At 66.2% G+C, this 26551-nt stretch carries 17 protein-coding genes; 8 read left to right on the top strand and 9 right to left on the bottom strand.

Annotated features, from left to right (window positions below):
- Positions 1-113: 113 nt before the first annotated feature.
- Positions 114-1922, top strand: coding sequence for an NEL-type E3 ubiquitin ligase domain-containing protein (locus M5C98_RS23300; protein WP_272549891.1), 1809 nt, complete (start codon positions 114-116; stop codon positions 1920-1922).
- Positions 1923-2091: 169 nt separating this feature from the next.
- Here M5C98_RS23300 and M5C98_RS23295 read toward each other — a convergent pair whose 3' ends face one another.
- From M5C98_RS23295 to M5C98_RS23285, 3 genes are all read right to left on the bottom strand, one after another.
- Positions 2092-5805 (bottom strand): hypothetical protein, encoded by a 3714-nt coding sequence (locus tag M5C98_RS23295; protein ID WP_272549889.1) that lies wholly within the window; start codon positions 5803-5805, stop codon positions 2092-2094.
- A gap of 305 nt (positions 5806-6110) precedes the next feature.
- The gene (locus tag M5C98_RS23290; protein ID WP_272549887.1) at positions 6111-7778 is read right to left on the bottom strand and encodes an acyl-CoA dehydrogenase family protein; all 1668 of its coding nucleotides are present in this window, start codon (positions 7776-7778) and stop codon (positions 6111-6113) included.
- Positions 7779-7865: 87 nt separating this feature from the next.
- Positions 7866-8786, bottom strand: a complete 921-nt coding sequence (locus M5C98_RS23285) for a LysR family transcriptional regulator (RefSeq protein ID WP_272549886.1) — start codon at positions 8784-8786, stop codon at positions 7866-7868.
- Positions 8787-8949: 163 nt separating this feature from the next.
- On the opposite strand from M5C98_RS23285, the gene gtdA reads away from it, so the two are divergent.
- The 4 genes from gtdA to M5C98_RS23265 all read left to right on the top strand — a co-directional run bounded on the left by gtdA (position 8950) and on the right by M5C98_RS23265 (position 12840).
- On the top strand, positions 8950-10020 hold the full coding sequence (gene gtdA, locus M5C98_RS23280) for a gentisate 1,2-dioxygenase (RefSeq protein WP_272549885.1): 1071 nt from the start codon (positions 8950-8952) through the stop codon (positions 10018-10020).
- A gap of 73 nt (positions 10021-10093) precedes the next feature.
- Positions 10094-10792, top strand: coding sequence for a fumarylacetoacetate hydrolase family protein (locus tag M5C98_RS23275; protein WP_272549884.1), 699 nt, complete (start codon positions 10094-10096; stop codon positions 10790-10792).
- A gap of 16 nt (positions 10793-10808) precedes the next feature.
- Positions 10809-11453 (top strand): maleylacetoacetate isomerase, encoded by a 645-nt coding sequence (gene maiA, locus M5C98_RS23270; protein WP_272553379.1) that lies wholly within the window; start codon positions 10809-10811, stop codon positions 11451-11453.
- A gap of 61 nt (positions 11454-11514) precedes the next feature.
- The gene (locus tag M5C98_RS23265) at positions 11515-12840 is read left to right on the top strand and encodes an MFS transporter (RefSeq protein ID WP_272549883.1); all 1326 of its coding nucleotides are present in this window, start codon (positions 11515-11517) and stop codon (positions 12838-12840) included.
- A 589-nt stretch (positions 12841-13429) separates the two neighbouring features.
- On the opposite strand, the gene M5C98_RS23260 is transcribed toward M5C98_RS23265, so the two are convergent.
- From M5C98_RS23260 to M5C98_RS23235, 6 genes are all read right to left on the bottom strand, one after another.
- Positions 13430-14878 carry an IS1182 family transposase gene (locus M5C98_RS23260; RefSeq protein WP_272549882.1) on the bottom strand — a complete coding sequence of 483 codons (1449 nt, stop codon included), beginning with the start codon at positions 14876-14878 and terminating at the stop codon, positions 13430-13432.
- Positions 14879-15199: 321 nt separating this feature from the next.
- Positions 15200-16261 carry a PD-(D/E)XK motif protein gene (locus M5C98_RS23255; RefSeq protein WP_272549881.1) on the bottom strand — a complete coding sequence of 354 codons (1062 nt, stop codon included), beginning with the start codon at positions 16259-16261 and terminating at the stop codon, positions 15200-15202.
- A complete protein-coding gene (locus M5C98_RS23250) occupies positions 16258-18810 on the bottom strand; it encodes a Z1 domain-containing protein (RefSeq protein WP_272549880.1) in 2553 nt (850 codons plus the stop codon). Before M5C98_RS23250 ends, M5C98_RS23255 begins: the two co-directional genes overlap by 4 nt.
- Positions 18811-19076: 266 nt before the next feature.
- The gene (locus tag M5C98_RS23245; RefSeq protein WP_272549879.1) at positions 19077-21011 is read right to left on the bottom strand and encodes a DUF262 domain-containing protein; all 1935 of its coding nucleotides are present in this window, start codon (positions 21009-21011) and stop codon (positions 19077-19079) included.
- Entirely contained in the window at positions 21008-22393 is a 1386-nt protein-coding gene (locus M5C98_RS23240) for a DNA cytosine methyltransferase (RefSeq protein WP_272549878.1), read from the bottom strand. Before M5C98_RS23240 ends, M5C98_RS23245 begins: the two co-directional genes overlap by 4 nt.
- 290 nt (positions 22394-22683) lie before the next feature.
- Positions 22684-23595 (bottom strand): LysR family transcriptional regulator, encoded by a 912-nt coding sequence (locus tag M5C98_RS23235; protein ID WP_272549877.1) that lies wholly within the window; start codon positions 23593-23595, stop codon positions 22684-22686.
- A gap of 113 nt (positions 23596-23708) precedes the next feature.
- On the opposite strand from M5C98_RS23235, the gene M5C98_RS23230 reads away from it, so the two are divergent.
- The 3 genes from M5C98_RS23230 to M5C98_RS23220 all read left to right on the top strand — a co-directional run bounded on the left by M5C98_RS23230 (position 23709) and on the right by M5C98_RS23220 (position 26545).
- Positions 23709-24701 carry a 2Fe-2S iron-sulfur cluster-binding protein gene (locus tag M5C98_RS23230; RefSeq protein WP_272549876.1) on the top strand — a complete coding sequence of 331 codons (993 nt, stop codon included), beginning with the start codon at positions 23709-23711 and terminating at the stop codon, positions 24699-24701.
- Between the two features lie 83 nt (positions 24702-24784).
- The gene (locus M5C98_RS23225; protein WP_272549873.1) at positions 24785-26050 is read left to right on the top strand and encodes an aromatic ring-hydroxylating dioxygenase subunit alpha; all 1266 of its coding nucleotides are present in this window, start codon (positions 24785-24787) and stop codon (positions 26048-26050) included.
- Between the two features lie 3 nt (positions 26051-26053).
- Positions 26054-26545: an aromatic-ring-hydroxylating dioxygenase subunit beta gene (locus tag M5C98_RS23220; protein WP_272549872.1), complete on the top strand. Its 492-nt coding sequence runs from the start codon at positions 26054-26056 to the stop codon at positions 26543-26545.
- The last annotated feature ends 6 nt before the right edge of the window (positions 26546-26551 follow it).

Here is a 26551-nt window from a genome sequence, read left to right as displayed (position 1 = left end):
CACCGGCGGCGCCGGCCCGCCGGTTCGCCTCCAGCGCACCCCCTTCGGAGTGTGGGCGACCCTGGGTTCGGGCCCGGGGCAGCATCTCGGCGTTCTTCACTCCGCGTCGCGCCATGCCCCTGTCCGGCCCTTCCCGTGCGCTGTCCGTGCCTGCCGCGCCGCCACCGCAGAGGCCGGCCGATCACGCGACCGCGCCGGTCGCCCCGCCGGAGAGGCACACGCTCGGATCGCTGTTGGGAATGCCCCTGGGGGCCATGGCGGCGCGGCCCCCTTCGGCACCAGGGGCCACCGCCACCGCCGCCGCGCCGATGCCCACGCCCCCCGTGCGCCGCACGCTGGGGGAGTTGCTGGGAATCCCGCCCCCGCCCGCCGCAGGCGGGGCCGCGCACGGCGCGCCAGCCACGCCCGTGCCGGCCGCAGCGTCCGCCCCGGGCCCAGCGGCCGAGGCGCCTGCCGTGCCCTTGCCGGCATGGGCGGACTGGCTGCAAGCGCCTGCCTCCGCCCAGTATCTGCACGCCAAGGCACTGGCCCCCGCGCAGCGCGCGCTTCTCGCGCAAACCCTGGAGGCGCGCTGGCGAAAGCATCCCGAAATGCAGGCGACCTCCCCGGAGATGAACCTGTGGATGTCGGTTTTGAAGGCGCAACTGCGGGCCCGCCGCGAGACCCGCCACGATGCCGGGCGCCTGGCCCAAGCCGGCCAGCAGGTCCTGTCCGTGCTGCGGGCCTGCGCGCCGCTCGATGGCGGGGTGGCGGTCCGCGACGGAGAGGGCCGCATGCGGGGGCCGGAATACCGCGCGGCGTTCAACCACCTCCTGCGGGTGATCGGTGACGAATCGCTCGCGCAGCCCCTGCGCGATGCGGCCGAACGTGCCTTGCAGGCCCATCGCGAGAACGGAGCGACGCTCACGCCGGACCATGCCGAACGGCTGTCCCGCGAGGGCATCGTGGCCCTCGCGGAGCGGGGCTACCAGGCGATCGGTGCCGGGGCCCTGCACAAAGCCATGCCACCCCACCTTCCATCGCAAGTGCGCGAACCTTTCTCGCTCTGGCTGGAAGCCCAGGAGGCTTTCGATGGGGAGGAAAACGCGCCCGCGTTCGCCCATTTGCTGGAGCGAAGGCTGCCTTCCACCCCGTCGCTGGAGAAAGCCCACGGGCCGGGCGCCACCCTCCTGCAGGAAGGCGCGCAGGTGATCCGGGCCATCGCCCGCGACGGCGGGCTGCGGGCGCGGGTTCTGGCCATGGCCGAGAACGCGCTCGGATCGTGCGGCGACAACGTGGCCGAAGGCTTTTCCGCCATCGTCCTCACGGTGCGCAACCACCACATGGCCGAGGCGGTGCGCGAGGGCCGCATCGACGCGGCGGGGCTGGACGGCTGGGCGCGGCAGCAGTTCCGGCTGGGAGCGCTGGAGACGGCCGTGCACCACTTCATCCGGCAGGCGCTGGAAACGCCCGGCGTTCCCGAGGAGATGGAGCGGCAACTGCGCAGGGAACCCCTGGAAACCATGCTGCACGCCAAGGTCAGCCTGAAGGCCCTGCTGGTGCTGCCGGACAGCGTGCCCTCCGAGATGACCTATGCCGCGCAAAGCGTCCTGACGCCCGGCGACCTGTCGGCCCTGGCGGCGGGGGTGATGGACGCCGAAGGCGACGACCGGCAGTTCACGGCCTACCTGCTGTCCAACGAAACCTGGCGCGTCGGCATGCGGCACTTGCATCGCGAGCCGTTCGCCCGGCTCGAAGCGGCTTTCGAGGAAGACCCCTTCCATGACCGCGACCTTCCGCGCGATGGCGACGCCCACGTGGAGGAGCGCGTGGCCTACAACGAGGCCGCCGCCGAGTTCATGCAACGCCAGCGGGCTGCGGAGGACGCGCTGCTGCTGCAGCAGTGGGGGGTGCGCGGGGGTGAACCCTCTCCCCGGCGGTAGTGCCGAAACGACTGCCGGCGCGCCCTCGTCCCTTGTGGAAGGGCCGCCTGAGCCGGTTTCAAGCGAAAACAGCGGTATGCCGGGGTATTACATGTCTGTATTGCTATTGAATTTATAGCAATTCATGGCATGCGAAGGCAACGCCAGCCGGGTCGCCAGCCGGTCCCCGTCATCGTCTGTGGCGGTGGCGTGCCTTCTGCGGTGCGGTGGTTGGCGCGGTGCGGGAAGACGCGTTGGCGGTGGCCGTGTCCAGCGCCTGTTTTAGAACGCCGATCCGGGCTTCGAAGGCCTTGAGCCGCTGCATGCAATCCAGCGAGACCTTGAGCATCTGCCGAACCAGATGCGTGTTGCTGTCATCTCGCACCTGCTTGAGGGCGAAGGTGTTCTGCTCGGACAGCCTGCGGTGGAGCAAGTTGATCAACTCGGTGCAGCCGGTCAGGTCCGAGGCCGTGCGCGGCGGCTGGTCCGGCCCCAGGAACCTCGCCAGCCAATCGGACGCCAGCTGGGCCTGGACGATGCTGCTTTCGAATTTGCCCCGCCATATCAGCATGCCGAACGCGCCCATGACATTGGCCTTTTCGGCGTTCGCGATGTCGGCATAGTCCGGGAGTCGGCTTTCCACGTCCAGCCGCTGCGCCATGTGCTCCATGCTGTCGTCGATTTTCTGGGTCGCCCGTTCATACCGGTCGGTGATGGTCATCAGGCCATCCCTGACGTCGCGGTGCCTGCTGGCCCTCCGGGCATGGATGTCGATCGCCATCTTCCGACACTCCAGGAGATGGCCCAGACCCTCCAGGCTGCGCTGCATCAGCGTGACCAGCCGTTCGCTCTGGCGCACATTCGCGCCGTCGATGGCGGCCGACTCGCGGTCGCTGCGCGATTGCAGGCGCATGCTGGCCTCCAGGTAGTCGCTCAGGGCGTCGGTCGCATCCTGGTGGTAGGACAGCGCGGCTTTGGCGAACTGCCTGGCCACGCGGGGCCGTTCGGCCACGGAGGCCTGGTCGATGGCTTGCGATGCCTCATGAAAGAGCGGCAGCAAACCGGAGGCCACCCGGGCCGCATAGGCCATCTCGCTGAGCCGGTTGCGGGAGGCCTGATGGTCCCGCACCATCTCCGGCAGCGCACCGGGCGGCACCGTCAGCAGGTTGGCGCGCAGTTCGGCGGCACGCTGCGCGATGGCGGCTGCGTTCTTCGCCATGGCCAGGTCTTCCTGGGGCGTCGGCAGGGCGGGCGGCGCCGCGGGAGCCGCCACAGTCAGCAAGCCCTCGGCAGTGACCTGGAAAGGCAGGTCGAAAACCAGTTCATGCGTCGCGAGCAGTTGATCGCTGAGTTGCCACACTGCGGCGGAAAGGGCCTCGTCGCTGGCTTCGCACAGGGCGTCGATCGCTTTCATGTCGTGGAGCACCGCGGCGCCGATGGCATCCGTGCGCAGGCCTTCGCACCAGAGCGCCCATTTCTCCAGGGGGGCCTTCAAGCCGGAGCGCGCGGCGGCCCGCGCCTGATGGGCTGCGGTTTCCAGCACGGCGGCGCGTGCCAGGGCCTCGTCCGGGGTGCCCAGCGGCATGCGCAGCCCTTCCCCGGCCGTGGACAGGGGTTCGAAGGCCTTGGCAAAGAGTGCGAGGCCCTCGTGTGCCGGCATGGGTGCCCCCGCGACGGGGGCTTGGAGTGCGCCATGGAAGTCCCGGGCCGCGGCCAAGGCCTGGTGGGCCAGGGCCTGCGCGGCGGAATGTTCCGGCCCGTCCGCAGGCGCTTCCGACGGCATCGCCGCCCCGGCCCGCCAGATCTCTTGGAAGGCCTGGTACACGGCGGAGAAGGCGGTCTCGAGCGCGGCCGAGCCGCCAGCGGCGATGCGTGCTTGCAGCGCAACGATGGCCTCGCTCGATTCCTGGCGCTGCACGTCGCTCCATGGGGCGATGTGCCTGTCGAGCGTGGCCTGTGCGTCCCGTGCGGCGCGAAGGCCCCGGTTCAACTGCTCGAAAACCTCGCCATGGCGCTGCCATGCGTGTTTTGGCAAGGCCTGCGCATCGGCAGGAGACGGTGGCCGTTGGTCCAATGCCATGAGCCCCGGCACCATGGCCGCTTGCAGCGCACCTTCACGCTGCGTGCGCAGCTGGCCGGCGGCATGCGCCTCCATGGCGGTGGCGGCGCTCAGCGCGTTCGTGCAGGCAGCGCCGCAGAGGTCTGCCAACTGGTGCATGGCGGGAGCCAGTTCCCCTTGGGCCGCCTGCCGCGCCCGTTGCTCGGCCACCTGCAGGCGTGCTGCGTGTTGCTGCGTCTCGGCCAGCGTCTCGGGCCCCTCGGCCATCTCGTCGCAAGCCTGGGCGACGGCAGTGCATACGCGGGTGCACTGTTCCAGCGACAAGGGAGCGAGGCCGGGGTGGACCCCCGATTGCTGCAGCCCTGCCAGCGCACGCTGCGCTTGCCTGGCCAAGCCGGGCAACGCCGCCCGGGCTGCGGCTTGGTCGTCACCGACCTCGCTGCGCGCCCTTTGCAGCATGCCGATGCCTTCCTGGACCAGGTGGTCGAGCGACTGGTGCAGGGCTGCGCGGCCCTGTTCCGATGCCTGGCCCTGAGCGGTGGTGATACGGGCCTGCAGGGCATCGAGCGCACCCCGCGATGCTTCGCGTTGTTCAGGGCTCCACTGCGCGGCATGGCTCTGGAGCATGCGGCCGGCGTCGTCCGCGCGTTGCAGGGCGAGGTTCAGGTCGCTGAACACCTCCAACGGGTGTTGCCAAGGCGCCTGTGGCGCGGTGTCCTGCCGTGCCGTGGCGCTGTCTTGCAGCCCTTGCACATCAGCCAGCCAGAGGCTCAGGGTTTGGTGCAGCGCGGCTTCCCGCCGGAGGACGGCCCGGCTTTCCTGGGCCTGGGGGCTGGCCAAGGCTTTGGCCATCTCGGCCGCTTCGGCGGTCGATCCATCGGCAGGGTGGGCCCAGGCCGCCAGCAAGGCCCGCGCGGCTTCTTCCAGCTTGGCGCAGGACTGCACGTACTGCGTCAGCCAGGCCTCTTCGATGGCTTCGGGCTGGCTGGCCTGGCTGCCCGGCGGTGCGAATTGGGAGGGCGTGCCCTCCAGCTTGCCGCTGGGGGCGATCTCGTTCAGGAGGCCTTTCATCGACGGACCGATGCCCGCCAATGCCTGGCGGAGCGCGGCATCGATGTCTGCCATACCGGGGTGCAGGGCGCCCAGGGGTTCGTGCTCGCGCAGGGCGCAAGCCTCGCGAAGGCGGTCCGCGGCCTCGTTGTGGTGGCGCGACTTGCCAGCGGCTCCAGCGTAGGGAAATTGCCGCAGCAGCAGGAGACCGCGCAGGGTCTTTTCCTGCGCGCGCACCCGGTAGGCCACCGCCTGCAGCTGCAACAGCTGGTCGTCGAGCAGGTCCGGGCCTGCGTGCGGCAGCAGCAGGTCTCGGGCAGACAGCGCGGCCTGGTGGTGCTCCACTGCGGCATCCCAGGCGTTCGCGGCCGTCTCCAGGCGCAGGATGGCCTGCTTGGCCTCCATGAAGCCGTTGGTTCGATGGTCGTAAGTGGGCCGGAGGGCCTTGGAGATGTCCTCGCCAGTGGGCAGCGGGCTGCTTTGCGCCGCTTGCCACGCCGTCTGTACGGCTTGCGCCACCATGGCGTTCAAAGCCTCGGGCGTGCGTGCCTGTGCCAGGGCCTGCGTGAGTTCGGCGGTTCGGGCCTGGCGCGCGGCCTGGATCGCGCTGTCGTCCACGATGATGTCGAAGCTCGCCTCGGAGTCGGAATCCGAGTCCCAATCCGAATCCATCTCGATGTCTGCATTGCCGACCGCTTCTTCGGCCTGGTGGCGCATCAAGGCTTGCAGCCGCTCGCTGGAGCTGGAGGCGACGAGCGCGGTGGGCCGCGGCGCCATCGGCGTGCCCGGCGACACGGGCGTGCCTGGACGGGAGGACAGGGTGCCGTGTCGCAGGCGGGGCGATGGCGAGCGCGAAGGCGCGTGGCCCGGAGCCTCGGGTGCTGCAGGTTCGCCGGAAACGTTCGGTCGCGCTGACGGGGAAGACGGGCGTGTGGGGATGGGATGCATGGGACGCTTTGCGGACGGGTGGCGCAGGGGCCAACGGCTGGCCGTGGCGGATGCCGCCGCATGGTGCGGCAGCGCTGGCCGCGCGCCGGGCGGCCGCGCGAAGCCGCGCGCCATGGCGCGAAGGGCGCCGCGGGGCGGATCACGCCGGAAACTTACGCCGGAAACGCCCGTTCCAGAATCGTGCCGGTGTCCACCGCGCGGCTGTCGATGGCGCCCACGACGCGGCCTGCGCCGCTGTCCTCCAGCCGGGTGGCAATGAACGCATCCGCCACCGCCTGCGGCGCATGGCGGCGCAGCAGGCAGGCTTGCGCCACCAGCACCAGGCGCTGCACGAGCTGGCGGCCCAGGGACTCCAACTGGTCGGGCGGCAGGGCCAGCAGGCCTTCGAGCGGCCGGAGCGCGTCGAGGATGCGCGGCTCGCCGGCCGCGGCGTCGGCGAAGTCCTGCAGCAGCGCCGACGCGGCCTCGGGCTCGCGCGCCAGGGCGCGCAGCACGTCCAGGCACATCACGTTGCCCGAGCCTTCCCAGATCGAGTTGACGGGCGATTCGAGAAAGAGGCGCGCCATCACGCCGTCCTGCACGTAGCCGTTGCCGCCGAAGACCTCCATGGCCTCGCCGGCCAGCCCCACGCCGCGCTTGCAGACCCAGAACTTGGCGGCAGGCGTCATCACGCGCTTCCAGGCGCGGTCGGCCGCGCTGGCGGTGCCGTCGTCGTCGCGCTCGAAAGCCTCGGTCAGGCGCATCAGCAGCGCCAGCGCCGCCTCGCTCTCCAGCGCCAGGTCGGCCAGCACGGCGCGCATCAGCGGCTGTTCGGCCAGGGCCCGGCCGAAGGCATGGCGCTGGCGGGCATACGCGATGGCCTGCACCGTGGCCTGGCGCACGATGGCGGCGCTGCCGGCCACGCAGCTCAGGCGCGTGGTGGTCGCCATCTCGATGATCGTGGGGATGCCGCGGCCTTCCTCGCCCATCAGCAGCCCCCAGGCGCCGTCGAATTCCACCTCGCCGCTGGCGTTGCTGCGGTTGCCCACCTTGTCCTTCAGGCGATGCACGTGCACCGCGTTGAGCGTGCCGTCGGGCCGCCAGCGCGGCACGTAGAAGCAGGCGAAGGGGCCACCCTCGCCGGTGCGCGCCACCACCAGGTGCGCGTCGCTCTGCGGGGTGGAGAAGAACCACTTGTGGCCGTGCAGCCGGTATTCGCCGCCGCGCCCGCCCGCGCCGACGGGCGTGGCCACGGTGGTGTTGGCGCGCACGTCGGAGCCGCCCTGCTTTTCGGTCATGCCCATGCCCAGCCAGACGCTGGCTTTCTCGTGCGCGGGCCGGTCGCGCGGGTCGTGGGTGCGGCTGTGGAGCTTGTCCGCCAGCTGCGCCCAGAGCGCGGGCTCCTTGCGCAGCAGCGGGATCGCGGCCTGCGTCATGGTGGCGGGGCACAGGGTGCCCTGCTCGACCTGGCCATGCAGGTAAAAGCCCGCGGCCCAGGCGGCCCATCGGCCGGGCCGGTCGCTGTCGAAGGGCATGGAGACCAGGCCCTGCGCGCGGTACATCGCCATGAGCGCGTCCCACGCGGGGTGGAACTCGACCCGGTCGATGCGCCGGCCCCGGTTGTCGAAGCGGTGCAGTTGCGGCGTGTGGCGGTTGGCCTGTTCGGCCAGGGCCCATGTCGCGGCCGTGCCGAGCTGCCGTGCGTAGGCGCCCAGTGTGGGCAGGGCGCCTTGCGCACCCGTGCGATGCAGCCCGTCCTGCAGCGCGGCATCGGTGGCGAGCAGGTCGTAGTCGGTGCGTTCGGAAAACTGGTTGAAAACTGCGTGGGTGGCCTGGGCCATGGGTCGTCTCCTGCACATGGGGCGCACCGTGCGCCCAGGCCGCCATGGTGCCCCCATTGGCGCCGGCCTGCACGCCCTGGCGTGCGGTCAGGAGGCGGGTGCGGCGGCCTCGCGCAGGGCGCGCAGCATGCTGGCCACTGCCGCACGGTCGGTGGTGTTCTCGCGCCAGTACATCGACACCGAGCCGAAGCCCGACAGCCGCACCGGCAGCACGCGCAGCGCGCCCAGGTGCGAAAACCGCAGCGCCGCGCGGTGCGAGGCCATGCCGATCATGTCGCTGTGGCCCAGCAGCGTGAGGTTGAGCGTGACGGAGTTGGACTCCACGCTGCCCTGCGGCAGCGCATGCCCGGCGGCCGCCAGCGCGCCCTCCAGCGCGTTGCGGATCGGCGTGCCGCGCGGCCAGACGAGCCAGCGGTAGGCCATGAGATCGCCCCATTCCAGCGCGCGCTCCTGCCGCAGCAGCGGGTGCTGCGGGCGTGCCACCAGGTGGATGGGCTCCATGTACAGCATCTCGGTGTGGATGTGCGTGTCGTGCAGTTCGGGTGCGGAGCGGCCCACGACCACGTCCAGCTCGCCATGGGCCAGCTGCTGCATGAGCACGTTCATGGTGCTTTCGGCCAGCCGGATCTGTGCGCGCGGCAGCCACTCCAGCAGGCGCAGCACGGCCATGGGCACCACGTCGGACGCCGACGCGCCCGAGGTGCCCACCGCCACCAGCCCGCTGCCGCCGTCGCGCAGGGCCTGCATGTCGTCGCGGGCGCTGTCCAGGTGGGCCTCGATGCGCCGGGCATGGGCGATCAGTGCCTCGCCCTGGGGCGTGGGCTTGAGCCCGCGCGCATGGCGCTCGAACAGCACCATGCCCAGGTCCTCCTCCAGCTCCTTGAGCCACTTGGAGAGCGCGGGCTGCGCGGTGTGGAGCAACTGCGCCGACTGGCTCATGTTGCCGGTCTGCGCCAGGCTCAAAAGCATTTGAAGCTGTCGCAGGCGCAGGCGGTGGGTCCAGTCCATGGGGTCGGTGGGTGGGTTGAAGGTATATCCAAAAAATTATGGATAAGACCAATAAATGATTTTACGGACTATCGACGGGTTCGAATAATCCGCCCCATGGACCGGCTGGCAGCGCGCATTCGAGCGCTTTGGCATGGCTGGCCGCAGACACAGGAGACAACGCATGGATACGCCCACCCTGGCATCGCCGCCTGCCGCCGCATCCGCCGACCGGCAGGTCTACTACGACCACATCGCCCGCCACGGCATGGCCCCGCTCTGGGAATCGCTGCACAGCCTGGTGCCGCGCGAACCCCGCCCGCGGGCCGTGCCCGCCTTCTGGAAATACGAGGACGTGCGCCCGCTCGTCATGCAGGCCGGCGACGTCATCAGCGCCGAGGAGGCGGTGCGCCGCGTGCTCATCCTGGAAAACCCCGGCCTGCCCGGCCGCGCCAGCATCACCTCCACGCTGTATGCGGGGCTGCAGCTCATCCTGCCCGGCGAGGTCGCGCCCAGCCACCGCCACACGCAGTCGGCGCTGCGCTTCATCGTGGAAGGGCAGGGTGCCTACACGGCCGTCAACGGCGAGCGGACCACCATGCACCCGGGCGACTTCATCATCACCCCCTCGTGGACTTGGCACGACCACGGCAACCCGGCGGTGGAGGACGGCGGCGAGCCCGTGGTCTGGCTCGACGGGCTCGACATTCCCCTCATCGGCCACCTGGATGCGGGCTTTGCGGAAAACTATCCCGAGGCGGTGCAGCCCGTGAGCCGGGCCGAGGGGCACAGCTTCGCCGCCTTCGGCCACAACATGGTGCCGGTGCGCCACCGTGCGGCGCAGGGCTCCACTTCGCCCCTCTTCAGCTACCCCTACGAGCGCAGCCGCGAGGCGCTGGACCGGCTGTTCCGCCAGGGCGAGCTGGACGCCTGGGACGGCGTCAAGCTGCGCTACGTGAACCCCGCCACTGGGGGGTGGCCCATGCCCACCATGGCCACGTTCATGCAGTTCCTGCCGGCGGGCTTCCAGGGCCGCACCTACCGCGCCACCGACGCGACCGTGTTCAGCGTGGTCGAGGGCCAGGGCACGGCGCGCATCGGCGAGCGCACCTTCCAGTTCGGCCCGCGCGACACCTTCGTCGCCCCCTCGTGGGCGCCCGTGCAACTGGCCGCGACGCAGGACGCGGTGCTGTTCAGCTATTCCGACCGCCCGGTGCAGTCCGCCCTGAGCCTGCTGCGCGAAGAGCGCCTTTGATCCCGCCGCCCGCCCGCCCGGGCGGACAGCGCGCCCCTTTTCTTTTTCCCCTGCTTCCAAGAAAGACGATCCCATGGCCTTCGTGTTCCCCGCCCCTCCCACCGTCGCCGTGCCCGTTGCGGGCAGCAGCGATGCCTTCGCCGTGCGCCGCGTCTACTGCGTGGGCCGCAATTACGCGGCCCACGCCCGCGAGATGGGGTTCGATCCCGACCGCGAGCCGCCCTTCTTCTTCTGCAAGCCGGCCGATGCCGTCATTCCCGTGGCCCATGGCGAGACCCTGCGCTTGCCGTACCCCTCGCGCACCGACAACTTCCACTACGAGGCGGAACTGGTCGTGGCCATCGGCCAGGCCGGCAGCGACATCGCCCGCGAGAACGCGCTGCAGCACGCCTGGGGTTACGCCGTGGGCCTGGACATGACCCGCCGCGACCGGCAAATGGAAATGCGCCAGATGGGCCGGCCCTGGGAGATCGGCAAGGCCTTCGATGCCTCCGCACCCATCGGTCCCATTCACCGCGCGAGCGACGTGGGCCACTTCGAGCAGGCCGGCATCTGGCTCACCGTGAACGGCGCGGACCGCCAGCGCAGCGATGTGTCGCACCTGATCTGGTCGGTGGCCGAGACCATCGCCGACCTCTCTACCTGGTTCCGCCTGGAGGCGGGCGACCTGATCTACACCGGCACGCCCGAGGGCGTGGGCCCGGTGGTGCGCGGCGACCGCATGGTCGTGGGCGTGGAACGCCTGGGCGAGCTGCGGGTGGACGTGGTCTGACGCCATGGAGCCCGCCGTGCAGCTCTACAGCTTCTTCAACAGCTCCACCTCGTACCGGGTGCGCATCGCGCTGGCCCTCAAAGGGCTGCCCGCCGACTACCACGGGGTGAACATCCGCAACGGCGAGCACCGCGCGCCGGGCTATGCGGCACTCAATCCATCGCGTGCCGTCCCCACGCTGGTGGATGGCGACTTCGCCCTGGGCCAGTCGATGGCCATCCTCGACTACCTGGACCAGCGCCACCCCGAGCCGCGCCTGATCCCGCTGAAGCCCCGGCTGCGTGCCCGTGTGCTGGAACTGGCGAACGTGATCGCCTGCGACATGCACCCGGTCAACAACCTGCGCATCCTGAAATACCTGCAGGGTCCGCTGGGCTTGAGTGCGGCGCAGAAGGACGCGTGGTACGCCCACTGGGCGGCCGAGGGCTTCGAGGCTGTGGAGCGGCTGCTGGCCAGGCACGGTGACGAAAGCGGCCCCTGGTGCTTTGGCGACCAGCCCACGCTGGCCGACGTATGCCTGGTGCCCCAGGTGGCCAACGCGCTGCGCGCGGGTTGCGACCTCCAACCCCATGCGCGTGCCATGGCCGTGTACGCGCACGCCGAACGGCACCCCGCCTTCATCGCGGCCCGACCCCAGGAGCAGCCCGACTACCAGCCTTGATTTTTCCTGTGGTCCCCGGCCCATGAGCCACCCCCATCCCTACAAGACGGAGAGAGACAAAATGACCCCATCCATGGCCGCCGGCATTCCGGCGGCAGACCGCGCCGCCTTCGGGCCGCTGCAGCTGCGCGTGACGCTGCTGTGCGCCATCGTTGCCATGCTCGACGGCTTCGATACCCAATCCATCGCCTACGTGGCGCCGCGCATCGCGGAAGACTGGGGGCTCAAGCCCTCGGAGTTCGGGCCCATCTTCGCGGCCGGCCTCTTCGGCCTCATGGCCGGCGCCTTCCTGCTCAGCCCGGCCGCCGACCGCTGGGGCCGCAAGAAGATCATCCTGCTGTCCACCTTCATCTTCGGCCTGTTCGCGTTGCTCACGGCCTGGGCCACCAGCATGAACGAACTGCTGGCCTATCGCTTCATCACCGGCGTGGGCCTGGGCGCGGCCATGCCCAACATCATCGCCCTGACCAGCGAATATGCGCCGCAGCGCCTGCGCGCCACGCTGGTCACGGTGATGTTCTGCGGCTTTCCGCTGGGCTCCACGCTGGGCGGGCTGATCTCCAGCTGGCTCATCGCGCATTTCGACTGGCACTCGGTGTTCGTGCTGGGCGGCGTGCTGCCCCTGCTGCTGCTGCCGGTGCTGGCCGCGCTGCTGCCCGAATCGCTGCGCTACCTGGCCGCCAGCGGCGCCGCGCCCGCGCGCTACGAGCCCATCGTCAAGAGCGCCTACCCGGGCGAAGACCCGGCCACGGTGATGGCCGGGCTGCGCGGCGAGGCCGCGGGCGTGCAGGCGGGCTTCTCGGTGTTCGAACTGTTTCGCCACGGCCGCCTGCCCACCACGGTGCTGCTGTGGCTGGCGTTCTTCATGAACCTGCTGGTCATGTACTTCCTGGTCAACTGGCTGCCCACGCTGCTCAAAAGCGCCGGCCTGCCGCTGGAAAAGGCCATTCTCTCCACCGCCATGCTCAACCTGGGCGGCGTGGTGGGCGCGCTCGCGCTGGGCCGGCTCATCGACCGCTTCAGCGCCTACACCGTGCTGGGCGCGGCCTACGCCGCCTCGGCCGGCTTCATCGCGCTGATCGCCTTCAGCGGGCAGAACCTCACGGGCCTGCTGGCCGGCGCCGCGCTCTCGGGCTTCGGCGTGGTGGGCGCGCAGATCGGCTGCAACGCGCTGGCCGCCGCCATCTACCCCACCCACATCCGCGCCACCGGCGTGGGCTGGGCGCTGGGCGTGGGCCGCATCGGCGCCATCGTCGGGCCGCTGGCAGGCGGCGCCCTGCTGGCCGCGGCCTGGACACCCGCGTCCATCATCCTGGTAGCCGCCGTGCCCGCGGTGCTGGCGGCCGCGGCGGTGCTGCTGCTCGGGCGTGTGCGCAGGGGTGCGTGAGTTCGGCATTAATTCAAGCGAAAGCGGCCTGTAGCGCTTATGTATCAAGCACTGTGGAATAAAAAATCATAGCAATGCAGTTGATGGGAATCGGCGAATGGCAAGCCATGGAATACGGCATCCGCACATGAACCACTGATCCCGCCCCTGCCGCGCAGCGGGCGGACTACCGAGTCGGCGCGGGCTGCGACTGCTTCCTCGCATGGACGTGGAGCCCGGCCAGCGCCAAGCGTTCTTGGCCACGCATGGCCCCTATGCCCTGCGGCGGCTTGCATGCCAACCGCGTGAGTGGCAGCGCGTAGCGGGTGGACAAGGCGTATAGGGGTGAGGCTCCTATGCGCCTTTTTGTTTTTTGGGTCTCATGTGCCGTTCAGGAGCCTTATAAACAGCGTGTTGCGGTCGGCAGTCGTTTTTGAAAGACTGCTTGGCAGCGAGGCTGTGTGATAACGCGCGGAGAACTTGCCCCGCTGCAGCGCTACTTGAGGCCCACAGTGGGTTACTCGAATTGGCCGAGTCTGCGCTTCGTCTGAGTGGTCTTTGAGATGCCCTCGGGCGACCGATTCCCGCTTACAGCGACCATTTCGGGCTCCTAGGCACCCGAAAGGCGCATTGCCTTCATTGTGTTTTCGAAGCCCAGAATGCGGAGCACGCGTTTGAAGTTGTACGCCAACACGCTCAGGCTCATTTCGGTGGCCACTTTCTCAATGCCTCGGGTCAGGAAGTGCGTCCAGCCCATCCAGTGCTTGAGGGTGCCGAAGACATGCTCGACGGTGCTCTTGCGCACCGTCATGGCGTGAGGCATCCGGTCCAACTGTTGCTGAACCTTATCCATGACCTCCTCGTGTTCCCATCGTCTGATGCGCCGGTACTGGCTCGTTGTGCATTGAGCTTTTATTGCGCAGGCGGGGCAGGCGCTAGACCAGTAGATGCTGATCTGCAATCCAGCTTCTTCTCGGCTGAAGCGGCGGATCGCTCGCTGGCCCGCAGGACATTGGTACTCATCGTCGCGAGCGACATAGATGAAGTCGGTTTTATCGAACCGGCCTTCGAATCTGGCATTGGATGTCATGGGCTTTGGAACAAGCGCGGCAACGCCGGCATCCTCGCAAGTCTTGAGTCCAGGGCCGCTGTAGTAGCCACGGTCGGCGATGGCCTTCAAGCGGCGTTTGCCCATCGCATCGCGTGCCGCCAGGGCCATCGGGCTGAGTTGCGCCCGGTCACTGCCATTGTTCGTGACCTCGTGGGCAACGATGAGATGGTTCTTGGTGTCTACCGCAGCTTGCACGTTGTAGCCCACCATGGCCGTGCCCTTGGCGCTGTAGGTGGTCATGGCGCGCGCATCAGGATCTGTCTGGGAGATTTGACGATCCGGCATGGTCTCCAACTTAGCCTTGATCACCTGCAGACCTTGAAGGCGTTGGCGCATCTTCTGGATCTTGCCTTGCAGCCGATCGGTCTTGGCCTGCATCTCCACAGGCTGCGTCCGGTCTGCCGTCTCCAAGGCATCGAGGTAACGCTGGATGCTCTCCTCCAGTTCGCGTTCTCGGCGCTCGATCTTGCCGGGCGTGAAGTTGCGCTCCCGGCTATTGACGGCCTTGAACTTGCTGCCGTCGATGGCCACGACGGAATCAGTGAACAGCTTCAATTCGCGGCACAGCATCACGAAGCGACGGCAGACATTGCGGATGCCCTTGCCGTTGTCGCGCCGGAAGTCCGCAATCGTCTTGAAGTCGGGAGCGAGTCGGCCGGTCAGCCACATCAGTTCCACGTTGCGCTGGCACTCACGCTCCAGCCGGCGACTGGACTGGATGCGGTTGAGGTAGCCGTAGAGGTAAAGCTTCAGGAGCACTGCGGGATGGTACGAGGGCCTGCCGGTTGCAGCCGGCATTGCACCTTGGAACCCCAGGACCACCAGGTCGAGCTCGTTGATGAAGACATCAACGATTCGAGCCGTGTTGTCCTGTGCAATGAAGTCATCCAGGCACTCCGGCAGCAATGTGACCTGATGCCGGTCCTGACTCTCGATGTATCTGGACATATTGATCCCGGTGTTCAAGATGCCCACAGACTTTACTGGTCCATGCGGCAGGCCGCGAGAGGGTTTTCACACAGCCTCCAGCGGGAACAGTCGATCGCAACCAACTTACGGGAGACGGGTTTGGAGGGCCAAGCAGTTCGTCGCGAAGAGTCAGCCGAGTCCTTCCGACTAATTGCCCCGCGCTTTGATCGGGCTCTCCGTAGCCGCTCAACGCCTCTACGACCAGCGCCAGAGAAGCGCTAAGCGTTGCATAGGAGAAGGGGTAGGTGGGGTACATAACCGGGCACTGGAATACCTTTCAGCGCGTTGTGCAGAGCGTCCCTAACTGTGCAGGCCCAGGATCGCCTCCGCGACGCGTCGGGCACCTGCGATGGGGTTGTCCAAGCTGATCGTCGCAGGAAGGTCCACGCGAAAAGTGAGCGACTGGGCGTCCACATGCTGGTGTGCGACCACATCATCGCGCCGCAGCACCTCGACAGCCGGGTCTGCCATATCGTAGCCCCGGACGAAGGTCACGCTAAACGGGGTCGTAAACGGAGCTTCTTTGGCCATAGTTGCATGCTCATATCCGATACCCGACTCCGAGCCGTACATTGCTACGCGTTTAAGAAACTCGTCAACCAAGCCACTAGCTCCGCTCATGGTGAGCCGCGCGACGATGCTCTCCACCAGGAATGGGATCGACAAGGCAGGGACGTTGGGATCTGCCTGGCGCAGACCGACGCTTACGAGGAGCAGGCGCGCTTCCCCAGGGGCGTCATCAGTCGCAGGAGCAGGCTCGATCTGGTGTACACCATGGATGGCGTGACTTGAGGTGCTGCGAGTTGTGGTCTTTATCTCGACGCCAGTGCCCTGCCACGTGAGGTCCCTAGCGGATCGGCGCCAGCCATCCCAACCCTGGGCGAGCAGCCCGACGTGGACATCGTCTGCGCGGCGGCACAGAGCGTCGAGAAGGAGCAACTCCCCAACGAGTCCGAGGATGGCGTTCTCGGAGATCTCCAGACGCTTGATGGCGAGTTCGATCAGGGGCTCAGTGACCGCAAAGGCGCGCTCCAGATTGGCGTCAGCTTTCTCACGCAGTAGTTCAGCGGCAATGAATGCACCGACCTGGTCGAAGTGTCCAAAAGCGGGTAAGAGGATGCGGTTCGCGCTCAGCGGCGGCTGGGTGTCACGGTGCCACGAGTGGTAGTGAATCGCAGACTTCACTGTGCTGGTCCGGGGCTTCAGCTGGTCGCCTGCAAGGAACAGTTCCAGGTGTCCGCGATGGTTCCGGGCGAGACCTACCACCTGCGCGTCGGTCAACCAAGTGATGGATCGGTCATTTCCGGTGACACCCGCTGGAACGGCGTTTATCTGCTCGAGAACTTCTTCGTAGTTGGTCATGGGAGGCTCCTTTTCACTATGGCCACCCCAGCACGGGTAGCTGCGAACTGCTCAGGACCTCCCGCAGGCAGACAGACTCCAACTGCGACCGTGGGGTAGAGGTCGCCCGGATGTTGGTTGACGTAGAAGAGGATCTGACCGTCAGAGCCGCTGGGTCGCCAAGCAGTGTCGCTGCTCATCGGAACAGCAAGGTTGCGGTGGTAGTAGTCGAAGTAGACGTCGCCGCGAAACTGGCTTGGGCCAGCGCTGGGGTCGCTTGCTCCCCATGTCGTCTTGAGTTCGCCTCCGGCCACACTTTTACGGGTTGCGTAGATGTTGAACGGGAGACGTGCCAGCGAACTGTTGGATACGGCGGCACCATCTCCGTAACGAATGCCGACCCAGAACCGTGGCTGCTCAACGGTCTTTCGACCGAGGTCGGCGTAGGACCACAGGTCGCCGGGGTGGCCGGTGACAAAGAGCCCCGTGATCGAGCGAGTTAGGCTCGCCAACCAGAGTCGAAGATAGGCGGCGATGGCATAGGGGCAGGCACGCCGGGTCACATCCCCCTTCCCGTACCTAACGGGCGGGCGGTAGAACGGCGGATCTGGGAGTGGCGCGACTGCGTGTGCTCGGGCTTGGACGCGGTTCCAGATGTCCGCCTGGAAACCCTCGCGTCCAGGCTGGTAGTCGGAGAAAGTGAGGCGGTCCAAAAGTTCTGCGGCCTCGGTAAGTTCGAGTGGCACGTTCAAGATACGGCCTCGCAGCACGTTGGCGACAGTGACATCGCTGGATGGACGAGCGAAGAGGTCCGCCAAGACGTCTGCATTGGGATCCGCCTGCCCACCGCAATTTATGACTGTGACGAAGGGGCGAGCTCCTGGAGACAGGGGAAAGTTGCCGACGCCCGCGATCTTGCCAGTGGCCTCGAAGTTTAAGCCTTGCAAGACAGTTGGATCAGGGGCGCCGCTCACCATGCGTTCAGTGATTGCGGCGCGAACCGCTTCGTCGACATCGTGGTACGCGCGGAAGAGGGCGAGTTGGTCGCTGGAGGCGAATACGCGGCACAGTTCAATATAGGACCCGCGGTACCCAAACCAGCGCTGCATCTGCATTTGGGTGTCGGCCAGCGGGTTAGCCGACGAACGCTGAAACAACGCCGTGGTCATCCCTTCCAGCGTCAGTCCCCGGGCCATGACGTTACCTGAAACAAAGATCGTGCTGATGTCTCGGGCGGCCCTCCACTTGCCGGTTCCCGGATCCTGGCTTGGCGCGTAGGCAGGACGGTCATCAGCGTTGGGGTCGCTGTTGACCACTGCGACCCTAGTTCCCGGGATCATCTCGTTAACAAGCAGGGTTTCGACGGTCTGCCAGTCCGGGAAGCTCTTCGGCGGCAGAACGTCGAACTCGTCCTCGATTGCTCGGGCGGAGGCAACATACTTGTCGAGCCATTGCGCCCACGGGGCGGGATCCGCCTGCAGGTCGTTTACCAAGGTGTCGGGGAGTCTGGCTTCGCGTGCGTCGAGAAGCTTCCGAGCCGTCTCCCGGTCCTCTATCCCCGCCCAGAGCAGGGTGTCTTCAGCGCCCCGGAAGTGATCCAGAATTGCCGCTGAAGGGTGATAGAGCATTGAGTGAGGCGAAGTCACGCTGGCAAGGGCTTCGTCCTCGGTGTCGAACTGGGCTGTAATGACGGAGGCGGGGCCGAGCTTGCCGGAGCGGTGCAGGCGGATGGCGCCCGCCACCAGGAAGGCCCGAACGGCATCGGCGAGGTCCTGTTGAGCGGAGTTGGTCGTGGGCACACACAGGCCGCCCACCCCCGCACGACGGTAGAAGACCTCACCGCCGGTGTAGTAGGAGCGGATCCCAGCCGGCTCGGGGTACGTAGATGAGCGAGGTGCGTTGAGGTTGCCGGGGTCCGTAGTGTCTACCGGATGGCCGACATCGAGCGGAGTGCGAAGTGCAATCATGAAGTCACGCGGCGCCAGGGGGTTGTGGTCCTCCTGAAGGAGATTCGCCTGGGGTGTCGCCGTGTAGGCGATATAGGTCGAGAACAGGTTGTCAGGAGAACCCTGGGGAGGGTCCCAAAGGTTGGCAATCGCACGCGGGATCTGCTTCAGCCTGCCGTAGATGGGGTCCTGCGAGGACTCTACAACGGCATCGAGGATCGAGCCGTCGTCGGCCTCGTCGTCGAGTACAAGCATTTGGGCCGTGCGACCAAGCTCCCTAACCACGCTGAAGACATTTGCGCGCAGGCTTGCTGCCAAGGCGTGCAGATGATCGGTCTGCTTCATCGCCACGATGATCACCGGCTTGCCCTGACTCAGACGTTGTCGAACCTGAGCCGGTGGCAGGCGATAGGTGGTTGCCAGCGAGTGCGTCTGCTCCGACAGTGCGATGCCTGGCGGTGGGCACAACAGGCGGCGCTTGATCTTCTGTGCGTCCTCCTGTCCCGAATCCAATTGTTGCACCAGTCTCTCGTAGGTCTGGCGCCACAAGGAGAGACGAGTCCCGGCGAGTACGATGATGATGTCAACGCCTCCGTCGATGGCCAGGGCTGAGACACCCAGCATGGAAGCGGTTTTGCCAGACTGAACCGAACCCATGACGAGTCCGGTGCGTGACCGGCGGGAGGACCATTCTTCGGACTTCGTGGTGTCGGTCGCCAGAACTCCGCGCCGGAGAATGTAGCGGGAGTCTGCTTCAACTGAGGCACGCGCCGTGTCGGTCAGGCCGGTAAGTTGGGCCTTGTAGCGTGCCCACCATGAGTCCGCCTGCTGGGGAGCGGGCGGATTGAAGTAGACCTGCTCGACGAGTGGGGCTCTTCCCGGCACAGCTCTCAACTCTCCGGCTTGATGAGCATCCGCTGCAACGAATCGTACCCGGATGACCCGAACTGCTGACGTACGGCTTGAGCAGCTTGAGCAGGGTCAATGCCCAGTAGTTCGAGGAGACTTTTGCTGATCTTGGCGATGTAGTCCCACTGGGTCCTGGTCTGCGTCTTACCGGGCCGCCTCCAGTCCGCCGATTTCTCGCTCGCTGTGCGGATGGCATCACCATGCGCCTCAATGCGGTCCTTGATGTCGTCCGGCGAGGCCGCCAAGGCCATGGCAAGACCCACGAGGGAACCCACAAGCTGGAGCTCCTGCCACTTAGCGCCCTTGCCACCGTCCATGAACTGCTCGGACCACAACTCATCGTGCGATGAGTGAAGTTCTACGGCGTGCAGCAGCAGCGAGAACAGTCTGGTCAAGGTCGAGGACTGGGCAAGCGGGTGGGACGGGTTCTTCTGAACCGCGATCAGCAATTGGTCGATGTTACGGCTGGTCGATGCCAGATCCCTTCCAGCCGTGTCATGCACCAAGACCGAGATGACCCATGCCAGAACCTTAGTGCGCTTGTAGCGCGTGTCGCCGAAGCCGTAGTGTGTCAGTGCCTGGCCGAGGCGACCAAGATTCGCGACACCGGCTAGCGACTTGGCAATTTTGGCGACATCAGTGTTTGGGTCGGCGTCGCCAGCCGCGGCGAGCGTTGCGCGGGTGAGTTCGGCCTCATGGTAGACGGCGTTACGGATCTCTTCCGCGTTCAGGTGCACGCCCTGTTTGTTGTAAAGGCGGAAAACCTCATGAATCTGAGCCTGAGAGGCCTGGGTGTACTCAATAACGGGGATCTTGTACTCCACGACGCCCTCGAACAGTTCCTCAACGTCGAGTTGCTGGCTAGCGACGTTGATCTCGTGGCGCTTGATTTGCGTGTAATACTTGCCGCGGAGAGGTTCAAGGTTGCGACCGACCAGCCCGCCGTCTCCGGTTGTGCGCAGCTTGAACGGAAAGTAGTACTCGTTCTCATGCTCGGCTTTGAGTGCGTGACCTTCTAGCGCCTTCCACGCAAGACGGAAGGCCGGATAGTCGGTGTTGAACAGATCAGCCAGGCTCTGGTCGCCGTGGTCGTCGAGCCGTCCATGTTTGTTGAACTTCTTGCCGCTGTGTCGGGCAGCGACCTCCGCAACTTTCTGTTTGGCGACAGGGTGCTTGCCCACGAACCGGAGGATGGCCGTGAGCCTCTGCTTGCCGTCGACGACCTCGTGCGGAATGGATGGTTTGCTGCGGAGCAGGATGATGGAGGGCAGGGGGACGCCCCGAAGGATGGACTCTATTAGGGACTGCCGGTCACCATTACGCCAGACGTCCCCGCGTTGGTAGGACGGCGTTAGGTTCGGCGGCTTCTTAGTGAGTTGGAAGATCGGCCAGACGTCGGCTTTTGCTGTGACCGGTTCCGGACTCACCGCCCCCTCACCCGCGTCGATTTCCGCCCACGCGTCAGCCCAAGACTGGGTGGCCGAAGCACGACTGGTGCCCTTGGTCTCAAGATCTTCGAGAAAGTCGATCTGCAACCGCCCAGCGGTATCCACGCGCTCGTTGAGACGTTCCAGCGCGCGGAGACTCAGCGGCGGGTACGCTGTCCCTGGGGCGAGCAAGTCGGCGGGATCGAGTTCGAACTCAGCGATGAGCGCCTGAAGGAAGGATTTGCCTCCCGTGAGCGGAAGATCCTTGCTGAGGCTCAGCCAACCCTGGATCTCGGCCAGTTGATTCATCCATGCGTCAGAAGAAAAGTCGACGTCACCGCTGCTGAACATTGAAGATACTGGGTTGACCCCGTCGGGCGTGTCTGAAGCCTCCGAAAGAGTTGCCATCCCGTCGGCAAGGCTCTCCAGCAATTGGATCCGCGGATCCTCCTCGTCAAAATCGTCTTCGTGTTCGATGTGGTCGGTCATGCAGTAGCCCTCAAAGGTTCGATGTCAGAGGTGATGCTTGATGTGGGCCGGATGAGCCCGTACAACAATCGTTCTGCGATCGCTTTGACGACGTGGGCGTTAACTGCATTGCCGAGGGCCTTATACGCATCGATGTCGGACGCCGGCAACTGGATGCCGCCGAGACACTGAAGTTCAGCGCACTCGGCTGGAGTCATGTAGCGACGTTTACCGGTCAGGTTAGCACCGAGGATGGGCACCTGGGTCTCCGTGAAAGCGATGAGACTTGGGGAGGTCGTGGGACGCTTGACCCGCAGCCCAGACGCACGCACCTGCAGCACGAAGTTGTCGATGTCGCGCTCTTCACCCTGTGCGTTCCACTCCATCTTCTGGAAGCTGGAGGGGAACTCTTGAGGGCGCCACCGTACTAGCCAGGGATCAATCCAGGAGCGGTTGGCTTGGTAGAACTCACGGTTCTGCCTAATGAAAGTTCGCTTCCACTGTGGGAAATGGAAGTCGCCTGTACGGTTGGCATGGCTCGGTATCCTCGTGCTTTGTTCGTCGATCGTGCACTCGAGGGATTGGCCGAAGCTGCCCTTGAAGCCCATCTGGCGAAGACCCCACACAGGTCTGCGAGCCCAAACCCCTGACGGAGTTTCGTTTTCATAGGGGTAGGTCGCCCCGAACTCCATCGCCCAGATCGGGAAGGAAGGCAACTTCAGCGCAGCCGGCGAGCGGCGTAGGAAGTCGCCCCACATGTCGATGGCTCGCAGCGTCTGTTCCGGGATGGCGCGCCTGGAATGCGTTTCGTTGCGCAGTACCCAGTGGATTTCAGTCGGATCCTTGTGCTTCGCCGGCCACTCAAAATGATCGAGACCTCCGAGTGAACCTACGAAGTAGGCGCGGTCTCGCACCTGCGGAATGCCAAACTCGTGGGGCGAGAAGTGCTCTACGTCTACGGAGTAACCAAGCTCCTCCAGCAAGCGGATGATCGTGGTCTTGGTGCGGCCGCTGTCGTGCTTGAGGATGTTAGGCACGTTCTCCAGGATGAAATGTAGCGGCCGCTTGACGCGCAGGATGTCGTGCACCTTGAAGAAGAGATTGCCCTGATTTGTGTCCTTGAAGCCCAGTTGGTCTCCTGCTTTCGAGAAGGGCTGACACGGGAAACCGGCGGTAAGGACGTGGTGATCGGGCACGCTTCGGGCAATGATTTCGTCGCTGCTCAGTTCGTTAAGGTCACCCCAAGCGTCGATACCAAAGTTGACCTTGTAGAGGGCCTTCAGCGTGGGCTGCCACTCAGCAGCGAACACACCACGTCCCTTCAGCTCATCGAGGGCGACGTGGAAGCCACCCAGCCCAGCGAAGAGGTCGACAAAACGGAAGGTCTCACTACTAGTTCCCATCACTTCGGTCTCGTCCGTCCCCGCCTGATCGGGCGAGATTTCTCATGGTTTGTTCAAACGGTCCCATTGTGTCACTTCTTGATGTGCGCGGAAATGAGGCAGGGCCATGATGGCCGCCTTAGTGCAAAGCCGCTGTAGGACCGACAGCGGCTATAGAGTGGCTGCACGGGACTGGCTGCTCTCAGCCTGTAGGCGACATTGCGCCGCTCTGCTCCAGGTAGACAAGCGTCGCCACAGCAATATGTCCATAAACGTGGTGGCTAAGTCATGAGGAAGTGCCATGCACAACCTCACTCCCCTTCCGCAAACATCTCCACCAACACCCCCCGCAACCACTGGTTCCCCGGATCCCGGTGGTACTTCGTATGCCAAAACAGATTGATCGCCACTTGCGGCAGCTTGGCCGGGTGGGGCGCATAGGCCAGGCCGAAGGGCTCGGCCATGCTCTGGGCCATTTTCTCGGGCACGGTGGCGACCATTTGCGTGGCCTGCAGGATGTGGCCGATGGCGACGAAATGCGGCACGGTGAGCCGCACGTCGCGGGCCACGCCCATGCGCTCCAGCAATTCGTCTACCTTGCCGTGGCCCGTGCCTTCGGAGACGACCACCACGTGCTCCGCCTTGGAAAAATCCGCCAGTGCTATGCTGCGGCGCTTGTGCAGCGGGTGGCCTTCGCGGAACAGGCACACGTAGGGCTGGCGGAACAGCCGGCGCTGGAAGAAGCCGGCCTTGAGCTGCGGCAGCAGGCCCACGGCCAGGTCCACCTTGCCGGCTTCCATGGCGTCCTTCAGGTCGGTGGCTGAATTGCGCACGGTGGTCAGGCGCACGCCCGGTGCGACCTGGGCCAGCCGCTCCAGCAGGCGGGGCAAGAAGTAGATCTCGCCGATGTCCGTCATGCCCACCTTGAACACGCGCCGGCTGGTGGCGGGATCGAACCCCAGCTTGTGGTTGAGGGCGCCGTGGATCATGGCCAGCGCGTACGACACCGACTCCGCCAACTGGTCGGCATAGGGCGTGGGCTGCATGCCCTGGGCCGTGCGCAAGAAAAGCTCGTCGCCCAGCAGGCGGCGCAGCCGCGCCAGCGCGTTGCTCACCGCCGGTTGCGTCAGGCCCAGGTTTTCCGCGGCCTGCGACACCTTGCGCGTCACCAGCAGCTGCTGAAAGACCACCAGCAAATTCAGATCGATGTCTTCCAGTTCCACGGGGCACCTTTATTCATCAGGGTGATGCGGTGTATTCACGCCATTCTATTGGCTGATTATCGGATCACGGGAATGATCGAGGCCATAACAACGACAGTGAGTGAGACAACCCGATGGAACTGCATATCGAGCCGCTGGGCCGCGTGCTGCCCGTGGCGCCGGGCGCCAACCTGCTGGAAGTGCTGCGCGAGCACCAGATTCCCGTTTCCTACAGCTGCATGGCCGGGCGCTGCGGCACCTGCCGCTGCAAGGTGATTTCGGGCGAGGTGATCGATGCGGGCCAGGCGCTGCGCATGCCGCCGCTGGGCGGCGGCGAGGGGCAGTACGTGATGGCCTGCCAGACGGTGCTGAGCGAGTCCTGCACCATCGAGATCCCCGAGCCCGACGAGGTGGTGGTGCACACCGCCCGCACGCTCAAGGCCACGGTGACGGCGGTGGAAACGCTCACGCACGACATCCGCCGCCTGCGCCTCAAGCCGGCCAAGCCGCTGGACTTTTCGCCGGGGCAGTACGCGCAGTTGCAGTTCGGCCCGGGCCTGGTGCGGCCGTATTCGATGGCCGGGCTGCCGCACGATGACGAACTCGAATTCCACGTGAGGCTGGTCGAGGGCGGGCGGGTGTCCACCCATGTGGCCCAGGTGCTGGCCGTGGGCGATGCGGTGCGCGTGAGCGGGCCGCTGGGCTCGGCCTACCTGCGCCGCAAGTACGAAGGTCCCATGCTCTGCGTGGCGGGCGGCACGGGGCTGGCGCCGATCCTCTCCATCGTGCGTGGTGCGCTGGAGTCGGGCATGCCCAACCCCATCCACGTCTATGCCGGCGCCCGATCGGCGCGCGATGTCTACGGCCTGCATTGGCTGAAAGATCTGCAGCAGCGCCACCCGCAATTGCAGGTGCATGCCGTGGTGGCCGCGGCCGATGCGGCGCCGGGCCAGCGCACAGGCTTGGTCACCGACGCGATCGCGCAGGACTGGCCCACCCTGGAAGGCTGGCGCGCCTACCTGTGCGGATCGCCGCCCATGGTGGAGGCCGTGTCGCTGCTGGCGCGCCAGCGTGGCGTCGCCGCCGAGCATCTCTACGCGGATGCCTTCTACGCCAGCACGCCGTGAGGCAGGGGCCAGTGCCCCTTCCTGCGCGCCCTTCCTTCTCTTGATTCGCAACGCCCCATCACAAGCCCCAAGGAGACAACGCCATGAATACGCCCCATCCCGTCTTCCCATTGCATCCGACCTGGGAAAGCCCCGGCACGCACCGCGTGCCCTTCGCGGCCTATACCAGCGAGGACATCTACCGCCGCGAACTGGAGCGGTTCTTCTACCGCAGCCACTGGTGCTACGTGGGCCTGGAGGCCGAGGTGCCGAACCCGGGCGACTTCAAGCGCACGGCGATCGGCGAACGCTCGGTGATCCTGGTGCGTGGCGAGGACATGCAACTGCACGTGGTGGAGAACGTGTGCGCGCACCGCGGCATGCGGTTTTGCCGGGAGCGCCATGGCAACCGCAAGGAGTTCGTCTGCCCCTACCACCAGTGGAACTACAAACTCGACGGCGCGTTGCAGGGCGTGCCCTTCCGGCGTGGCGTCAAGCAGGACGGCAAGGTCCACGGCGGCATGCCGGCGGATTTCAAGCTGGAGGAACATGGCCTGACGCGGCTCAAGGTGGCCACGCGCGGCGGCGTGGTTTTTGCCTCGTTCGACCACGGCGTGGAGTCGCTGGAGGATTTCCTCGGGCCGGTGATCCTGGGTTACTTCGACCGCCTGTTCAACGGCCGCAAGCTCAAGATCCTGGGGTACAACCGCCAGCGCATTCCGGGCAACTGGAAGCTGATGCAGGAGAACATCAAGGACCCCTACCACCCCGGCCTGCTGCACACCTGGTTCGTCACCTTCGGGCTCTGGCGGGCCGACAACAAGTCGGAGCTGAAGATGGATGCGCGCCACCGCCACGCGGCCATGGTGTCCACGCGCGGCGAGGCCAAGAAGCAGTCCGACGTGTCCAACGTCTCCAGCTTCAAGGCCGGCATGCAGCTGGAAGACCCGCGCTTTCTCGACATCGTGCCCGAGCCCTGGTGGGGCGGGCCCACGGCGGTGATGACCACGCTGTTTCCCAGCGTGATCCTGCAGCAGCAGGTCAACAGTGTCTCCACGCGCCACATCCAGCCCGTGGGCCACGATGCCTTCGACTTCGAATGGACGCACTTCGGCTTCGAGGACGACACCGACGAGATGACCGAGCGCCGTCTGCGCCAGGCCAACCTGTTCGGGCCGGCGGGCTTCGTCTCGGCCGACGACGGCGAGGTGATCGAGTTCTCGCAGCAGGGCTTCGAGCAAAAGCCCTTTCACCGTGCGCTGGTCGAGTTGGGCGGCCACGGGGTGGGAGACACCGACCACATGGTCACCGAGACGCTGATCCGCGGCATGTACGAGTACTGGCGCAACGTGATGGAAAAGGAGGACTGAACCATGGACGCCCAATCCACCGCGATCGAATTCGCCGACTACTTCGCCCTGCAGCAGCTCTATGTCGACTACGCCGCCGCGCTCGACGCGGCGCAGTGGGACCGGTGGCCCGGCTTTTTCACCGAAGACTGCCTCTACCGCCTGCAGCCGCGCGAGAACCACGAGCGCGGCCTGCCGCTGGCCACGCTGTCGTTCGACAGCCAGGGCATGCTCAAGGACCGCGTCTATGGCATCCGCGAGACGCTGTTCCACGACCCGTATTACCAGCGCCACGTGATCGGCGCGCCCACCGTGCGCCAGGTCGGTGAGGGCCGCTGGGCGTGCGAGGCGAACTACGCCGTCTTTCGCACCAAGCTCTCGGAGCCCTCCACGGTGTTCAACGTGGGGCGCTACCTGGACGTGGTGGTGCGCACGCCCGAAGGCCTGCGCTTCGCCCGCAAGGAATGCATCTACGACAGCGAAATGATCCCGAATTCCATCATCTATCCCATCTGAGGAGAC

Source organism: Acidovorax sp. NCPPB 3576, assembly GCF_028473605.1.
GTDB lineage: Bacteria > Pseudomonadota > Gammaproteobacteria > Burkholderiales > Burkholderiaceae_C > Paracidovorax.
Note: the sequence above shows the minus strand (reverse complement) of the source record. Positions and strands in the feature narration are given on the sequence as shown.

What these genes read in the sequence shown, in the direction of transcription:
- M5C98_RS23300 (WP_272549891.1), top strand. Translation starts at nt 114, where the DNA reads ATGCCCCTGTCCGGCCCTTCCCGTGCGCTGTCCGTGCCTGCCGCGCCG.
- M5C98_RS23290 (WP_272549887.1), bottom strand. Translation starts at nt 7,778, where the DNA reads ATGGCCCAGGCCACCCACGCAGTTTTCAACCAGTTTTCCGAACGCACC.
- M5C98_RS23285 (WP_272549886.1), bottom strand. Translation starts at nt 8,786, where the DNA reads ATGGACTGGACCCACCGCCTGCGCCTGCGACAGCTTCAAATGCTTTTG.
- gtdA (WP_272549885.1), top strand. Translation starts at nt 8,950, where the DNA reads ATGGATACGCCCACCCTGGCATCGCCGCCTGCCGCCGCATCCGCCGAC.
- M5C98_RS23275 (WP_272549884.1), top strand. Translation starts at nt 10,094, where the DNA reads ATGGCCTTCGTGTTCCCCGCCCCTCCCACCGTCGCCGTGCCCGTTGCG.
- M5C98_RS23265 (WP_272549883.1), top strand. Translation starts at nt 11,515, where the DNA reads ATGACCCCATCCATGGCCGCCGGCATTCCGGCGGCAGACCGCGCCGCC.
- M5C98_RS23260 (WP_272549882.1), bottom strand. Translation starts at nt 14,878, where the DNA reads ATGTCCAGATACATCGAGAGTCAGGACCGGCATCAGGTCACATTGCTG.
- M5C98_RS23255 (WP_272549881.1), bottom strand. Translation starts at nt 16,261, where the DNA reads ATGACCAACTACGAAGAAGTTCTCGAGCAGATAAACGCCGTTCCAGCG.
- M5C98_RS23250 (WP_272549880.1), bottom strand. Translation starts at nt 18,810, where the DNA reads ATGCTGGGTGTCTCAGCCCTGGCCATCGACGGAGGCGTTGACATCATC.
- M5C98_RS23245 (WP_272549879.1), bottom strand. Translation starts at nt 21,011, where the DNA reads ATGACCGACCACATCGAACACGAAGACGATTTTGACGAGGAGGATCCG.
- M5C98_RS23240 (WP_272549878.1), bottom strand. Translation starts at nt 22,393, where the DNA reads ATGGGAACTAGTAGTGAGACCTTCCGTTTTGTCGACCTCTTCGCTGGG.
- M5C98_RS23230 (WP_272549876.1), top strand. Translation starts at nt 23,709, where the DNA reads ATGGAACTGCATATCGAGCCGCTGGGCCGCGTGCTGCCCGTGGCGCCG.
- M5C98_RS23225 (WP_272549873.1), top strand. Translation starts at nt 24,785, where the DNA reads ATGAATACGCCCCATCCCGTCTTCCCATTGCATCCGACCTGGGAAAGC.
- M5C98_RS23220 (WP_272549872.1), top strand. Translation starts at nt 26,054, where the DNA reads ATGGACGCCCAATCCACCGCGATCGAATTCGCCGACTACTTCGCCCTG.